Below are 13276 nucleotides of genomic sequence, written 5' to 3'. Positions count from 1 at the left end.
TTAAAATCGAATGTCTCCAATACCAAATACAAACTGGAAGTTCTTGCTGTCATTGTATGTGCTAAATGGATGATCGGCAACTCCCGTATAACGAAGCTTTTGCGCCATGTAGAGACGCAGAGGTAACACAGGAATTTGAATTCTTAAACCAAATCCCCAGGAATAACGAAAACGATCTAAAGCTAGATTATCTCCGCTTAATACTAATTTGCCGGGATTGTTTAATTCCAATGGACTTTCAGCTAATGGCTTTAAACTAAATGGATCATAGTGCTCTCTAAAATAAATATTCAGCGCTTGGTCTGAATTGGAATTCCATCTTTGGTTCAGCACCAACTGGTCGTAGGCTTGAGCATCTGTTTTTCTTGTGCCTGTCCATTTACTCACATCTTCATACATGGCACCAGAATCAAAGAATAATACGAGCCATAAGAGAGAAGGCTCAATTGGAAATCGTAACTCGGAGCTAAATAGAACTCTGTGGTTAGCACCGTTTTGCCACTCGCGCGGATAATTATTGTCTTGGAAAAACCAACCGCGTAATGACTCGTATCCCCCGATGAACTGTAAGTCTTGTTGTAAGATATAAGGATTTCTTTGTCTATCTGATTCACGCACAAGCGCATCTGGTCTTCCATATTTGGGAACTCTTTCAAACGTGAATACACTTGAGGTTCTAAACTCTTGCACTACTTTCCATCTTCTGAGTGTATTGGAGCGAATGAGTCCGCCTAAAGTATAATCAAACCAACTATGATAAAATTCCATTACAGGATTGAATTGATCGAAATGACTTTGTCCGCCTAAGAACTGTCCCGTGTTTGAAATAGAAAAATAAGTATTAAACCCGCTAGTCGCATTAAAGACGTTATCCCGTGAATCGTAACCCATACCATTTGTGATTTGAGATCTAAATTGCCAACCTCTGTCTTCTTGCGCTCGAATGGTATCGCCTACTAAAGAAGTTGCATTGCTTGATCGAAAGAAGCTTGGCGAATAACGGTGAAAATGCGTCCAGTTTGAAAGAGTTCCATTAAAAGATAATCTATGACCAAGACCAACAGAAAAACCAACACCCGATGTTTCGTAGGAGGCTCTCTCTTTAATTGATTGAGTTTGTGTATCCGTAATCGACGCAGCGCCAACGTTGATGATCCGCGAAGAGTAGAACATACTCAGTGTCAAAGACCAGGGCTTATCATAGATCCACGGCTCTGTCCATGACAATTGAAAGAATTTTCTGAGAGGACCAAATTCAATACGACCGGATACTTTTTGTCCTGTTCCGTTTAAGTTGTTTTCTCCAAGCTCAGTAAAAATAGAGAAGCCGGATATTGTCCCGTAACCGCCCCCCATAGAAATAGTTCCTGTGGGTTGCTCTACAACGTCGATGATTAAATTCATCTTAGTCTCGCTTGAGCCGGGGCGAGTATTGAAGTTTACTTCTTTGAAATATCCAAGGTTAAAAATTCTTTCTCTAGATCTGTTCACTAACGCAGAGTTAAATAATTCTCCCGGCTTAATTAAAAGCTCTCTACGAATTACTTTGTCTAAAGTTTTTTTGTTTCCTTTGATTACAATGTTTTCGATGTAAGCAAGAAAGTTTTCCCGAATTGTAAAGTCTACATGTTCAAATTTTCTTCCTGCATAGGTCGGGTTTTTAGTTAGAAGCTTTCTTAATTTTTCAATATTGAGTCGTTTCTTTTCTTCATCGCAAGATGCTTTATCAGCAAAGCCAACACAGTTTTCATAGGTTAAAAGATTTTCATGCGTAAGTTCAATATTTTTTCTTTTAGGCATGACCTGCACATAAAGATAACCTTTGCTACTGTAGAGTTCGTTGATTAGACCTTTGTCTCTTTGAAATTTTCCTTCATCGAAAATATCTCCAATGTCATCGTTCGAAAATTCAAATAGCTTTTCTAGTTCCTTGATTGTATAGATTGGTTTTAAATCTTCTTTGGGTGTTCCTTCCGGGTTCTTTTCTTTATTCAGGAACATTGCATTCCCTTTTTCATCTAGAGTATAATCGTGCTTAGCCTCATATCCGTTGAAGTAATATACATCGCCTTCTTTGATTTTGTAGTTAACGATAATTACCCGTTTATCTTTAAGTTTTGCATTTTCCCATCTGATTTCCCAGTTCGTTCCTTCCGGAACTAAGTCTGCATCTAGATAACCTTTTGATTTGAGATAGCCTACAATCTTTTGTTTGTCTGATTCAAAGGAAGCTTCTTTGAAGTGTCCACTTTCTATTAGACCTGCTTCTTTTAAATCCAGAAAGCCCATGATTTCGCCCGGATCAATTGCTTTGGCTCCGATGATATTGATTTTAGAAACAGGAATTTCATCTCCTTCATCAATAATGAACTTTACTTTCACTAGATTTGTTTTAGGATTAATCTTTCCCATTTCAAATTTTACATAGGCATGAAAGAATCCTTCATCTCTGTATTTCTTTAAGATGACTTCTCTGGTTGCGTTTACTTTTTCGGGAGTAATGACTTCGTTTTCTTTGATGGGCATTTTATCGCGAAGGTCCGAAGGGAATACTTCATCTGCACCAATGAATTCAATTTCTTCTACTCTCGGTCGTTCTTTTAATTCAAAAACTACGATTACACCAGTAGGAGTTGTATCTGCTTTAATATCAATATTATAAAAGTAACCTGTGGCGAATAACGCTTTTAAATCGTTGTTTAAAAGTTTTTCAGTGAGAATGGCGCCTTTGCGCATTTCTATAAATCCTAAAATATCTTCCTTACTTGTATTTAGGTTGCCTACAAATTTTATCTCAGAAATAACTTTTCCTATATGGAGAGATCGTTCTGATAAAAGCTTTCCTGTTCCACCCAGCGCAATCAGAGTGGCTAATAGGATAATGGCTACGATTTTAAAGGCAGTTCTTACTTTCAAATGTGATTCGTTACTATTGCTCTTCTTCAGCCGGAGGAGGGCTTCCCGAATTCGTGCCTTTTACCATTGCTAGATTAAACCTAGTTACTCCGGCAGCATTTACTTCATCTATGACTTTGACAACGGTTTGATAGTTTGCACCACTGTCTCCGCGAATGATTACTTTATTTTTCTTAGGGTCCCTACCTTTTTTAGGACCAAGAAAAGAAATGATTTTGTCTTTTAGTTTATCGAGAGGGACAGGCGTAGGATCACGGTCTAACAACACTTTGCCGTCTCTGTTTACTGTGATGATTAATTCATCTTGATTTTTTTCTTTTGCTGAACTAGTTGAAGATCTAGGAAGTTCGATTTTGATACTAGTTCCTTTTTCTAAAGTTGCGTTAATTAAAAAATAAATTACGATGAAAGATACAACGTCAATGAGTGAGGTTATATCAATTCGATCGAATGTTTTCATCGTCCTTCTAAATTTCATACTTTCTCTCTGTGAAATACTTGGATAAATTGATCAGAAATATTTTCCATCTCAGCGATTTTTTCTTCTTTCTTACGAACTAAGTAGTTATAAAAAATATAAGCGGGAATAGAAACAGAAAGACCCATTGCAGTCGTAATGAGCGCCTCGCTAATACCAACCTCAGCACCTTTCGTTCCCGCACCTTCTGCGAAAGAACGAATCATACCCACAACAGTTCCTAATACTCCAAGAAGTGGACCGATAGTCGCAATGGTTCCGAGTCCGGTGAGATACTTTTCCATTTTAAAAATCTGTCTGTATCCTTCTGATTTCATTTCGTCTTCAAAATACTTGGAATCTCTTCTTTTGTATTCAATACCAGTTTGTAAAATGGCAGTGGTGGGACCTTTGCTACAAGTAGCTAAGTAGTCCTTTGCATCGTCCCATTTTTTTTCAATGAGCAAATCCTTTACTCTTCGAAAGTCTTCCGGGTTGATGGATTTTAATTTCCAAAAGTAGACGGATCTTTCAATGATAATCGTAAAGGCAACAATGGAAACAATGATGATGACGATTGGAATTGTTTCCGGCGGAATGGATGCAATGATTGAATTGGATTTACCTAAATGGAACATTTGTGACTGCTCTTTATTATTGATTTAAAAGTAAAGTATTCGGAGGTTGTTTTACTGCCAAACACTTTATTGGTTTTTTAGCTTCGTATAGATTTCATTTGCTAAATCTGGTCTATCAGTTATTAGACCGTCAATTCCAAGTTTGATTAATTTTTCCATTTCATTTGGATCATTTACAGTCCAAGGGAATATTTTGTATCCTAATCCTTGGTATTTGGCTACGTAATCCGCGTCTACCATGTCTTTTCTTGGAGCGAGGATATCTGGCTCAGCCTTTCCATTTAAAAGTAGGTTTCTTAGGACAAATTTTGCAAGCCAGCCCAATTCCTTCACATCATCAAAGGAAGAATACAACTGTCCCCGTAAAACTTCTGGATTAGTTGTCTTGATTGTTTCTAATACATAGGGGTTAAAGCTCGTAACAAATACTTGCTTTTCCATTTTTTTCTCAGCTAAGAGCTTTGCTACGGCTGTGCCGATTCTTTGCGCTTCTTCTTTTGGTGCTTGGGCTTTGATTTCGATGTCGACTAAAGTTTTTCCACCAAATTCTGTGAGTACTTCGTCTAGGGTTGGAATTTTTTCTCCTTTAAATTTTGGTGTAGAGAGTTTACTTGCATCGAGTTGCTTTAATTCAGCGAGTGTAAGCGTATCTACCATTCCTTTTCCGTTTGTGGTTCTGTCTACGTCAGAGTCGTGAATGACTACTAGCTCACCCGTTTTGGCAAACATGGTATCTAGTTCAAAAGCGGAGTTATTCTTTTGAGCAAACCGAAAAGAGGAGAGGGTATTTTCTGGAGCAATAGAATTGTCGCCGGTTCCACGATGTCCGATGACTAGAAATTTTTGAGGTATAACCGCTTTTACCTTTTCAGCTCTTGGACTGTGGCTCGCACACGCTGTGTAACTTATAAAAAATAGAGGGATGAGGATAGATTTAAGAAATTGTTTTTTCTTCATGAAATTCTCGCTAAATTAGGTTTTCTTTTCTTTAAATAAACTTCTACAATATTTGTCTTTCCTAATTTCTTTCCAATCAAATTATTGTATTGGTAAATTTAAGCGATAGAGTATGAAAAGCGAATGAAAAGAGACTATATTTTGATTGTTGGCGGTTTAATCCCGTTATTGTTTTCCATTTTTGTATTGAATTTTTTTCTAAAGGATGACCGAAAAGACTTATTTGAATCAGCAAAGCTTTTAGATACAAATTCCATCCAGACATTAGCAGTTGGTGAGATGGTAAAATTCTCCGGCAATTTGTCCGAGAGAAATCCCCGTGTGAAAGATGAATACGTGTTAGCCGTAAAAGAAGTATTCAAGAAAGGACAAAATGGAAAACGCTCCGAATGGGTGAAAGAAGAATTGTATTTACAACCTGTTCAGATAAAAGTTGATGGAGTTCCTGATATAGAAGTCTCCGTGGCAAATGACTATTTACCATGTGGGGACGCTGTGAAAATTTCGGACTCTATTCCAAAGAAGAGTAGAGTGCTCGGTATTTTATCCGGTGTTAGCATTTCAGCAGTTGGAAAAATCACAGCACTTAATCCTATTAAAGTAGAAACAGCACATAGCCTTTGCACTGGAACGATTGCAAACTATGAAGAATATCTAAATAAAAAATGGCTCGGCTATTTGTTTATCTTACTTTGCATTTCTATTCCAAGTCTTGCCGTAATGTATCTAGGCATCTTTCGCGCCGGCAAAGAAAAATCAGTTGAGTAATAGGTATTAACCGATGAAGCAAGGTATTCTAAGCAAAGAAGAATTAAAGAAAAGACTATTAGCAGAAGATTTCAAGCGAATCACACTTTCTTTTTATCGATATTGTAAAATTGAAAATCCAGAAGATCTACAAACAAAGCTTTTAGTAGAGTGGGGTGCATTGGGAGTATTCGGTAGAATCTATCTTGCTACAGAAGGAGTGAATGCACAGTTATGTGTTCCTGAATTTAACTTTGAAAAATTCAAAGCACAATTGGATTCTGTTTCTTATTTAAAAGACATGCCGTTAAAGATTGCGATTGAAGATGATGGAAAATCTTTCTTCCAACTCATCATCAAAGTAAGACCAAAGATTGTAGCGGATGGACTCGATGATGAGAGCTTCGATCCTTCTAACGTAGGCAAACACCTATCAGCTGTAGAATTTAATGCTGCACTCGAAGACCCAAATGTAGTCGTAGTAGATGTAAGAAATCATTACGAAAGTGAAGTAGGTCATTTTGAAAATGCAATCCTGCCAGATGCAGATACATTCAAAGAAGAGCTTCCTATGATTGTAGATTTGTTAAAGGATAAAAAAGACAAAAAAGTTCTACTCTATTGCACAGGCGGAATTCGCTGCGAGAAGGCAAGTGCTTACTTAAAACACAAAGGATTTGTAGATGTAAACCAACTCTTCGGCGGAATCATTTCTTATGCAAGAGAAGTGAAAGAACTAGGAATAGAATCTAAATTTAAAGGAAAAAACTTTGTATTTGATGCAAGACTAGGAGAGCGAATCAGCGAAGAGATAATCAGTAGTTGCCACCAATGCGGCAAGCCTAGTGATAGACATATCAACTGTGCAAACGATGCCTGCCATCTATTGTTTATCCAATGCGAAGACTGTGCAAAGGAATACGAGAATTGTTGCTCGCGTGAATGTCAGGATATTTACCATTTGCCCCAAGAAGAACAACGACAACTACGAAAGCAAAAAGCGCAAACAGCCAATTTACCCGAACACAAATCAAGACTTCGACCTAAGTTGAAAGATTACCATGCATTAAGGATTTGATAATTAACTGAGTTCGATGAAAGGATTATTCTATTCTGTCACCCCCGAAATTCCACCCTGGCGAAGGCGTTGGATTTGCGGCTAAGCAAATGGGTGGAACTTCGCTCACACGACTGCCAAGCGATATCGGGCAATGTCATTAAGTTAAGGAAAACTAAGAAAAATTTAACCACGAAGGGCACGAAGAACACGAAGAAAAGACAGGATTTCTTCATAAACCCCTTCGTGAACTTCGTGCTCTTCGTGGTGAAAAACTCTTATCTTAATGACATTGCCCGATATCGCTCAATGTCATTAAGTTAAGAAAAACCAAGAAAAATTTAACCACGAAGGACGCGAAGAACACGAAGAAAGGAGAAGGAACATAAAACCTTAATCTTGTCCATCTTGTCTCGAAGAGTTTTTGACAGGATTAACAAGATTTACAAGATGACTATTTTAAAACTAATCTAGTTAGAAAGAATAATTTATGATGAAATTTCCGCAGTGCACATCTTGCAAACACTTAGATCGAAGCACATTACCGAGTAATAAGTCCTTTGCTTGTAAAGCATTTCCGAATGGAATACCTTTCGAAGTTTGGGATAATAAGCATAACCATACTCAGACTTATTCAGGAGATAATGGAATAATGTTTGAAAAGGATTATGCAGATGATTCAGTCATTGATATACACGAATTAGTCTATCTCCTTCGAGAAGAGAATAAGAGATCATGGATTTCTGCAATTTTTTTTCTCTGTGCTCTCAGCGTTCTCTGTGGTTTATTTCTGCTTTTATATTGAAACTAAAAACCCCGATACCGCTTTCGCAATACCGGGGACTGGTAAATCGTTATTAGACTTAAAGAATTAAAATTTTATCTATGTTCTCTTTTTTTACCAATGTCTTCGATGCTTCTGTAAACAAGTGCATTCTTAGAATCAAAGATTAAAACGGCAACTCTGTTAAAGAAGAAGAAGTTTGCTCTGTGTTGAGAGTAGTGGTGAGTCGTGATAGTAGTTTTATACTTGGAATTAAAAATTGTATAAGTATGAGAATCTACTGCTTTATTGTTCATGTCACGTTTCAATTCAGCTTCGTCGTTTTTGAAGTTGGATTCCGTTACTTTGTCTTTAGGAACATCTTCGTAGTAAAGTTTGAACTTTAAAGCTTTCTCTGGTTTCTTTGTAAGATAAAGCATGTATTCGTTGAGACTTGGCTCACCAACTACATAAGTGAATCCTTTGAGTTTTTCTTTCTCTGATTTATCTTGCTTTGCTTTGAGTCCTTCTTTTCCCCAAACATCTTCTGGAGTGATTTTTTCCGGGCATAAAACAGAAAAATCAACTGTGGTGTTTAGTTTGTTTGGATCATTGTCTCTCCAAGCTGGTGGTGGAGCGAGAGGATTCACAATAGGAATTTTGGTTTCATTGTATGCGAAAACGTAAATAGAGTAATCTCTTAAAGAAGCTTCATTATTTGCGATATTGATTTGCACATCTAGAACATCTCCCTTTCCATTGTGTGCTGCTCTGCGCAGATAGGAAGTTCCACTAACTGTAAAAGAAGGATCCAATTGAGGAATTGGAGTATACTCTTTTAGGAGCGCTAGATCATCTTTTTTAGCATCCGCTTTTGCTCCATCTTTAGCTGGTGGAGCAGTGTTCTTAGCAGGCTCCTGAGCAATTAAAGTAAGAGTCAATGCAATGGTTAGAGATAAAAAAAGGTACTTAAATAGTTTATTCATAGATTTGAGTCATCCGTTGGTGTAATATTAATCATTATCGTATTTTTTTTATAATATAATTAGATGTAAAGGCAAATATTGGAATCAAAAAGAGAAAGTTTTTACGGATTAGTAATGTGGTTTTTACTATCCACATGGACAACGATAGGGTCATAGTCGCTTGGGATTTCTTTCTCATCTGCCATTGCATAGGTCATAATGATAATCTTGTCACCCGGCTCACCGAGTCTAGCGGCTGCTCCATTTAAACAAATTTCACCAGAACCGCGCTTGCCTTTAATTAGATAGGTTTCAAGTCTAGCGCCATTGTTGATATTTACGACTGCGACTTGTTGGTATTCTATCATTTTTGCCGCATCCATTAGGTCTAAATCAACGGTTAGGCTTCCGATATAGTTTAGATTGGCATCGGTGATTGTTGCACGATGGATTTTGCTTTTTAAAATTGTGATTAGCATTATGATTCGAATAATACCCTAAATATTTTTCCAGACAAGGTTAAAAGACTTTTTTTCTTGAAAATGTGAATTTTTGTGTTAATTGTTTTCTCTGAGAAAACAATTTCTCCATATATCGGAGTAATTACATAGTTTTCATAAAGGTTTGGGTATTGCTTATCTTCCTGTTTCACTCCATCCTTAAATGCTTTCAATACTTTATTCAGAATTCTGATTTCTTCCTTTTCGAGATTTGAATTCATTTGGGAGATGGTTCGTAAATAGAATTTATCAATTCGTTCCGATATGGCTGTAATATCCGGCTCGACGGTAAGGATTCCATTTCCGATTAGATGAACAATTGCTAAATTCAGGTTAATTAATTCGGGACCATCTTCGAGGCGAATGTATTTTTCCTTGGTAATCATATCCACATGTCTTTGAAAAAAAACACCGTCTGCATAGTAGAGTAGTTTGGATAAATTTTTCCTATCCAATTTTGCCGGATAATTCTGAATGATGTAATAGATTGAACTAAGAAGTTTTTCCATAGAAGATATAACAGATAATGAAATTTACTAAAAAAATTGGCTCCGTTCCCTATATTAGATATTTGAAATTACAATCTGCTTTGCGAAGTAGAAGAAAAGAAATCATAATCTTTTTAGAGCATACATCTACGATAACGGCTGGTAGCAACTATAATATTCAAAATCTGCTCGTAACAGAAGAATATTTACTTGAGAAGAGTGTTGAGTTTTGCAAGGTAGATCGGGGCGGTGATATTACCGCTCATGAAATCGGGCAACTAGTCATCTACCCACATATTGATCTGAAGAAAAGAGAAATTACAATCGGCGACTATTTGCGGGCTCTAACTGATTGTTTAGTGGAGTCCATTGAAACAGTTTGGGGGCTAAAAGTAATTGCCGACAAAGAAAAACCGGGACTTTATTTATTTTCTAATCCAAAGAAAAAGTTAGTTTCTATGGGAGTTTATTTTAAATCGTATTTCACAAGTTATGGAGTCGCACTCAATCTTCGTAACGATCTAAGTGCGTTTCGCATGATTAACCCCTGCGGACAAGATGCGGCTAATATGGTTTCTCTCCAATCTCTCGGTCTAAACGTTAGCCGCGAGAAGGAGGAAGAATTTATAGAAGTATTTAAACAGGGCTTTAATCTTATAAACTCACCTTACGCAAGGTGAGTGACCAGCGTGCCCACTCAATGTTGCTCCCTAAGGGTCGCAACATAAGGCGGGCTATTGATTTTATTAGTCCATTAGGATTATCTAATATTTTTAATTTCATAAATTGTTCCATAGTTTTACTCTTTTGCGTAATGTGAGTTATAAAGTAAATGCGGCTTCGATGACTGATTTTAAATCTTTTTCGATATTTCTTTTTGGATTTTTTCCACTCATGCATTCATCCATATGATTCGAAACATAGGCTTCTCCGAATTTCTTTAAGGCATTATTTGCGGCTTTAATTAAGTGCATTGTCTTAATGCATTCCATTTCTACATCAGATTCAAGTCCTTTCTTGATGCTTTCAAGTTGTCCTTGGATTCTACTTAGTCTAGAAATTAAATCAGTTCTTTGCTTGTTCATATATACCTACTTTATTTTTTTCATAGTATACCCACTACCGTATATTGGTCAAATAAAAAAATAACGCTTGCAAAATATTATATAATACCCCCTATGGTATATATGAAGATGAATATTACAAATTTAATTTACTTGGCAATGGGAGTCCTTGGTGTTTTTCTTGCCTTGAGATTATTCAATGGAGGAATTGGAGCTGTGGATAAAAAGGAAGTTATTAGCCATATTAAAGAAGGGGCTTTGATCGTAGATGTTAGAACTGGGGAAGAGTATGCATCCGGTCACTATGCGAATGCAAAGAACATTCCTGTAGACCAAGTCGAATCAAGACTTAAAGAGTTTGGAGACAAAGACCGCAAAATCGTTGTATACTGTAGATCAGGCGGAAGGTCTTCCAAAGCAAAAAGTATTCTAGAAGCAAATGGATTTAAAAACATCGTAAACGGTGGCGGGCTTTCTGATATGCCCGAAGTAAAATAATAGGTTTAAGGAGAATAAAACTATGAAATGTAATATGGGAAACACTGATAGAATCATTAGAGGGGTTATTGGACTTGTGATCGCTGGAGCAGGTCTCTATTTTTCGTCCTGGCTTGGGTTAATAGCTATTATCCCAATTGGCACTGCAATATTTAGATTTTGCCCACTTTATGTTCCTTTCAAACTCTCTACTGAAGAGAAAAAACAGTAACCCAATCCTTTTTGGGTAAGCAGCGTTTGCCACAATGGCATTGAGCCACAGAGCAGTGGGTATCACTCTTTGTGGCTTTTATATATCTAGAACTGACATAGAAGCCACCTAAAAGCCACATAGAAGCCGAATTCGGCTCGAAGGTGGCTTTTATATTAGAGTAAGCTTACGGTCATGTAAAATAACAATTGCTACCTTTATCAAGCAGACGGACAATCTAACGAAGTTTACTTTTAAATTTTTTACCGTTACCAGCATAGTCCTTGCAGACTATGCTGGCAGATATTTCGCTCCGTTGGAGCTTTAGAACAATAGCCCCCGCCCTTTGTGCTGAAGGCACAAACCTAGCAGACTTAACTCAATGTCACTCCCTAGGGTTGTTCCATAATGCCTTCACGCCTGATGGCTTCAGAAGACTACGTCGGGGTGCAATACTCTCGGTATGGGAGCAAGCCCTTGCCGATGTATTTGTAATAAATCTCTCACTATTCTTTTTTACTCATTTTGATTAATTTTATTGACATAAAGCCTTTTGCCAAAAAAGATTCAGATAAACGGAGGTTTGTAAGTGGGCAGTGCACCTGAAGGTTTTGGACCAATCATCATTCAACTCATATTTGGGGTAGGTTTCGCAACATTAATCCTATCTCTCGCATTTCTTCTCAATCCCAAAAAGCGCAGTAAACCTCATGATACATTCGAATGTGGCGTTCCCTATTATGGTGATGCTCGCGGTGTATTCAATGTAAAATTTTACCTTGTCGCGGTTCTATTCATTTTATTCGATATTGAAGCTGTTTTCCTCTATCCCTGGGCTGTAAATTTAGGTAAATTTACTGAAGCTGGATTGGGTGGTTTCATTTTGATTGAGATGCTTTTATTTGTATTCATTCTAGTCGTTGGTTTATACTATATCTGGAAAAAAGGAGCTTTAGAATGGGATTAAACGAAACTCTAAGTAAACCCGGGCAGATGCTCGGCGATATGGCGCAGGTTTCAACTTTAGATGCAGTAGTCAATTGGGGCAAGAGCTATTCACTCTGGCCTTATCCATTTGCTACCGCCTGTTGTGGTATTGAGTTTATGAGCACAGCCTGCTCTGACAATGATATCGCTCGTTTCGGTGCTGAGCGTCCTTCCTTTTCTCCCCGTCAATCTGATATGATTCTAGTTCTTGGCACGATTACTTATAAAATGGCTCCCGTTCTTCGTGAAATTTACGATCAACTTTGTGAGCCTAAGTATGTCGTTAGTGTCGGAGCTTGTGCTTCTTCTGGTGGAATGTTTGATACGTATGGAGTTGTCCAAGGTGTAGACAGATTTCTACCTGTGGACATTTATGTTCCTGGATGTCCTCCTAGACCAGAAGCTATCATGGATGCTCTGATCAAACTCCAACAAAAAGTTAAAACCCAGGGACTTGAAGCAAGACGCCAAGAAGTCATGAGAAAGATCGATGAGATCAACGAGAAAAACAAACCAATTATAGTAAGATGAAAGAAAAAGTAGAATCCTTTATAAAATCCAAACTGTCTTCCTTCGTTTTCAAAGAGGAAACAGTTAATAGCAATATACCAACCTTCTTTATCAAGTCGGAAGGGATTTTCCCTGTCATCAAAGCCCTCAAGGAAGACAAAGAATTACAATTCAATTTTTTGAATGACTTAACTGCAATTGATTGGCTCGGGAAAAAGACACCTCGCTTCGAAGTTTGCTATTTGCTTCGTTCTGTTCCAAATAAACATTTTCGAATCATGTTAAAAGTTCCTTTGGAAGAAGGGGAAACCATTCCGACTATTGTTCCGATTTTCAGAGGAGCGAACTGGCCTGAAAGAGAAGTCTTTGACATGTTTGGTATCGAATTTACGGGACACCCTCAAATGGAGCGCATTTTACTTCCTGATAATTTCCAGGGGCATCCATTAAGAAAGGATTATCCGCTAGAAGGCTTCGGACAAGATTATCTGATTGCCGACTTGTTACATATTCACCAAGAAGATAAGGAGAAATAATCA

The 13276-nt window shown here is 37.5% G+C and carries 17 protein-coding genes; 9 read left to right on the top strand and 8 right to left on the bottom strand.

Annotated features, from left to right (window positions below; all coding sequences use genetic code 11):
• From IPH52_15045 to IPH52_15030, 4 genes are all read right to left on the bottom strand, one after another.
• On the bottom strand, positions 1 to 2916 hold the full coding sequence (locus tag IPH52_15045; GenBank protein ID MBK7056335.1) for a BamA/TamA family outer membrane protein: 2916 nt from the start codon (positions 2914 to 2916) through the stop codon (positions 1 to 3).
• Positions 2917 to 2929: 13 nt separating this feature from the next.
• On the bottom strand, positions 2930 to 3394 hold the full coding sequence (locus IPH52_15040; protein MBK7056334.1) for a biopolymer transporter ExbD: 465 nt from the start codon (positions 3392 to 3394) through the stop codon (positions 2930 to 2932).
• A complete protein-coding gene (locus IPH52_15035) occupies positions 3391 to 4011 on the bottom strand; it encodes a MotA/TolQ/ExbB proton channel family protein (protein ID MBK7056333.1) in 621 nt (206 codons plus the stop codon). Before IPH52_15035 ends, IPH52_15040 begins: the two co-directional genes overlap by 4 nt.
• 66 nt (positions 4012 to 4077) lie before the next feature.
• Positions 4078 to 4968, bottom strand: a complete 891-nt coding sequence (locus tag IPH52_15030) for a glycerophosphodiester phosphodiesterase (protein MBK7056332.1) — start codon at positions 4966 to 4968, stop codon at positions 4078 to 4080.
• Between the two features lie 123 nt (positions 4969 to 5091).
• On the opposite strand from IPH52_15030, the gene IPH52_15025 reads away from it, so the two are divergent.
• The 3 genes from IPH52_15025 (at position 5092) to IPH52_15015 (ending at position 7577) form a co-directional block, all read left to right on the top strand.
• Complete coding sequence (locus IPH52_15025) at positions 5092 to 5736, top strand: hypothetical protein (protein ID MBK7056331.1); 645 nt, start codon at positions 5092 to 5094, stop codon at positions 5734 to 5736.
• A gap of 13 nt (positions 5737 to 5749) precedes the next feature.
• Positions 5750 to 6793 carry a rhodanese-related sulfurtransferase gene (locus IPH52_15020; protein MBK7056330.1) on the top strand — a complete coding sequence of 348 codons (1044 nt, stop codon included), beginning with the start codon at positions 5750 to 5752 and terminating at the stop codon, positions 6791 to 6793.
• Between the two features lie 469 nt (positions 6794 to 7262).
• Positions 7263 to 7577, top strand: coding sequence for a hypothetical protein (locus IPH52_15015; GenBank protein MBK7056329.1), 315 nt, complete (start codon positions 7263 to 7265; stop codon positions 7575 to 7577).
• A gap of 74 nt (positions 7578 to 7651) precedes the next feature.
• Here IPH52_15015 and IPH52_15010 read toward each other — a convergent pair whose 3' ends face one another.
• The 3 genes from IPH52_15010 to IPH52_15000 form a co-directional block, all read right to left on the bottom strand.
• Complete coding sequence (locus tag IPH52_15010) at positions 7652 to 8521, bottom strand: hypothetical protein (protein MBK7056328.1); 870 nt, start codon at positions 8519 to 8521, stop codon at positions 7652 to 7654.
• Between the two features lie 101 nt (positions 8522 to 8622).
• Positions 8623 to 8979 (bottom strand): aspartate 1-decarboxylase, encoded by a 357-nt coding sequence (locus IPH52_15005; GenBank protein MBK7056327.1) that lies wholly within the window; start codon positions 8977 to 8979, stop codon positions 8623 to 8625.
• Positions 8979 to 9509 carry a DUF4065 domain-containing protein gene (locus IPH52_15000; GenBank protein MBK7056326.1) on the bottom strand — a complete coding sequence of 177 codons (531 nt, stop codon included), beginning with the start codon at positions 9507 to 9509 and terminating at the stop codon, positions 8979 to 8981. Before IPH52_15000 ends, IPH52_15005 begins: the two co-directional genes overlap by 1 nt.
• 14 nt (positions 9510 to 9523) lie before the next feature.
• Between IPH52_15000 and lipB the strand changes: the two genes are divergently transcribed.
• Positions 9524 to 10168, top strand: a complete 645-nt coding sequence (lipB, locus tag IPH52_14995) for a lipoyl(octanoyl) transferase LipB (protein ID MBK7056325.1) — start codon at positions 9524 to 9526, stop codon at positions 10166 to 10168.
• A gap of 141 nt (positions 10169 to 10309) precedes the next feature.
• Here the strand turns inward: lipB and IPH52_14990 are convergent, their stop codons facing one another.
• Positions 10310 to 10573 carry a metal-sensitive transcriptional regulator gene (locus IPH52_14990; protein MBK7056324.1) on the bottom strand — a complete coding sequence of 88 codons (264 nt, stop codon included), beginning with the start codon at positions 10571 to 10573 and terminating at the stop codon, positions 10310 to 10312.
• Between the two features lie 108 nt (positions 10574 to 10681).
• Between IPH52_14990 and IPH52_14985 the strand changes: the two genes are divergently transcribed.
• From IPH52_14985 to IPH52_14965, 5 genes are all read left to right on the top strand, one after another.
• Complete coding sequence (locus tag IPH52_14985) at positions 10682 to 11050, top strand: rhodanese-like domain-containing protein (protein ID MBK7056323.1); 369 nt, start codon at positions 10682 to 10684, stop codon at positions 11048 to 11050.
• 22 nt (positions 11051 to 11072) lie between these two features.
• Positions 11073 to 11261, top strand: coding sequence for a DUF2892 domain-containing protein (locus tag IPH52_14980; GenBank protein MBK7056322.1), 189 nt, complete (start codon positions 11073 to 11075; stop codon positions 11259 to 11261).
• A gap of 568 nt (positions 11262 to 11829) precedes the next feature.
• Positions 11830 to 12207 (top strand): NADH-quinone oxidoreductase subunit A, encoded by a 378-nt coding sequence (locus tag IPH52_14975; GenBank protein ID MBK7056321.1) that lies wholly within the window; start codon positions 11830 to 11832, stop codon positions 12205 to 12207.
• Positions 12198 to 12758: an NADH-quinone oxidoreductase subunit B gene (locus IPH52_14970; protein ID MBK7056320.1), complete on the top strand. Its 561-nt coding sequence runs from the start codon at positions 12198 to 12200 to the stop codon at positions 12756 to 12758. The genes IPH52_14975 and IPH52_14970 overlap by 10 nt, the downstream gene beginning before the upstream one ends.
• Complete coding sequence (locus IPH52_14965; protein ID MBK7056319.1) at positions 12755 to 13273, top strand: NADH-quinone oxidoreductase subunit C; 519 nt, start codon at positions 12755 to 12757, stop codon at positions 13271 to 13273. Before IPH52_14970 ends, IPH52_14965 begins: the two co-directional genes overlap by 4 nt.
• Positions 13274 to 13276: the final 3 nt, after the last annotated feature.

It is taken from the genome of Leptospiraceae bacterium (assembly GCA_016708435.1).
GTDB lineage: Bacteria > Spirochaetota > Leptospiria > Leptospirales > Leptospiraceae > UBA2033.
This window is presented reverse-complemented; position numbering and strand designations above follow the sequence as displayed.

Bases quoted from the DNA above. Each gene is read 5' to 3' on its own strand.
- IPH52_15040 (MBK7056334.1), bottom strand. From the start codon at position 3,394: ATGAAATTTAGAAGGACGATGAAAACATTCGATCGAATTGATATAACC.
- IPH52_15035 (MBK7056333.1), bottom strand. From the start codon at position 4,011: ATGTTCCATTTAGGTAAATCCAATTCAATCATTGCATCCATTCCGCCG.
- IPH52_15030 (MBK7056332.1), bottom strand. From the start codon at position 4,968: ATGAAGAAAAAACAATTTCTTAAATCTATCCTCATCCCTCTATTTTTT.
- IPH52_15025 (MBK7056331.1), top strand. From the start codon at position 5,092: ATGAAAAGAGACTATATTTTGATTGTTGGCGGTTTAATCCCGTTATTG.
- IPH52_15020 (MBK7056330.1), top strand. From the start codon at position 5,750: ATGAAGCAAGGTATTCTAAGCAAAGAAGAATTAAAGAAAAGACTATTA.
- IPH52_15015 (MBK7056329.1), top strand. From the start codon at position 7,263: ATGATGAAATTTCCGCAGTGCACATCTTGCAAACACTTAGATCGAAGC.
- IPH52_15010 (MBK7056328.1), bottom strand. From the start codon at position 8,521: ATGAATAAACTATTTAAGTACCTTTTTTTATCTCTAACCATTGCATTG.
- IPH52_15005 (MBK7056327.1), bottom strand. From the start codon at position 8,979: ATGCTAATCACAATTTTAAAAAGCAAAATCCATCGTGCAACAATCACC.
- IPH52_15000 (MBK7056326.1), bottom strand. From the start codon at position 9,509: ATGGAAAAACTTCTTAGTTCAATCTATTACATCATTCAGAATTATCCG.
- IPH52_14990 (MBK7056324.1), bottom strand. From the start codon at position 10,573: ATGAACAAGCAAAGAACTGATTTAATTTCTAGACTAAGTAGAATCCAA.
- IPH52_14985 (MBK7056323.1), top strand. From the start codon at position 10,682: ATGAATATTACAAATTTAATTTACTTGGCAATGGGAGTCCTTGGTGTT.
- IPH52_14980 (MBK7056322.1), top strand. From the start codon at position 11,073: ATGAAATGTAATATGGGAAACACTGATAGAATCATTAGAGGGGTTATT.
- IPH52_14970 (MBK7056320.1), top strand. From the start codon at position 12,198: ATGGGATTAAACGAAACTCTAAGTAAACCCGGGCAGATGCTCGGCGAT.
- IPH52_14965 (MBK7056319.1), top strand. From the start codon at position 12,755: ATGAAAGAAAAAGTAGAATCCTTTATAAAATCCAAACTGTCTTCCTTC.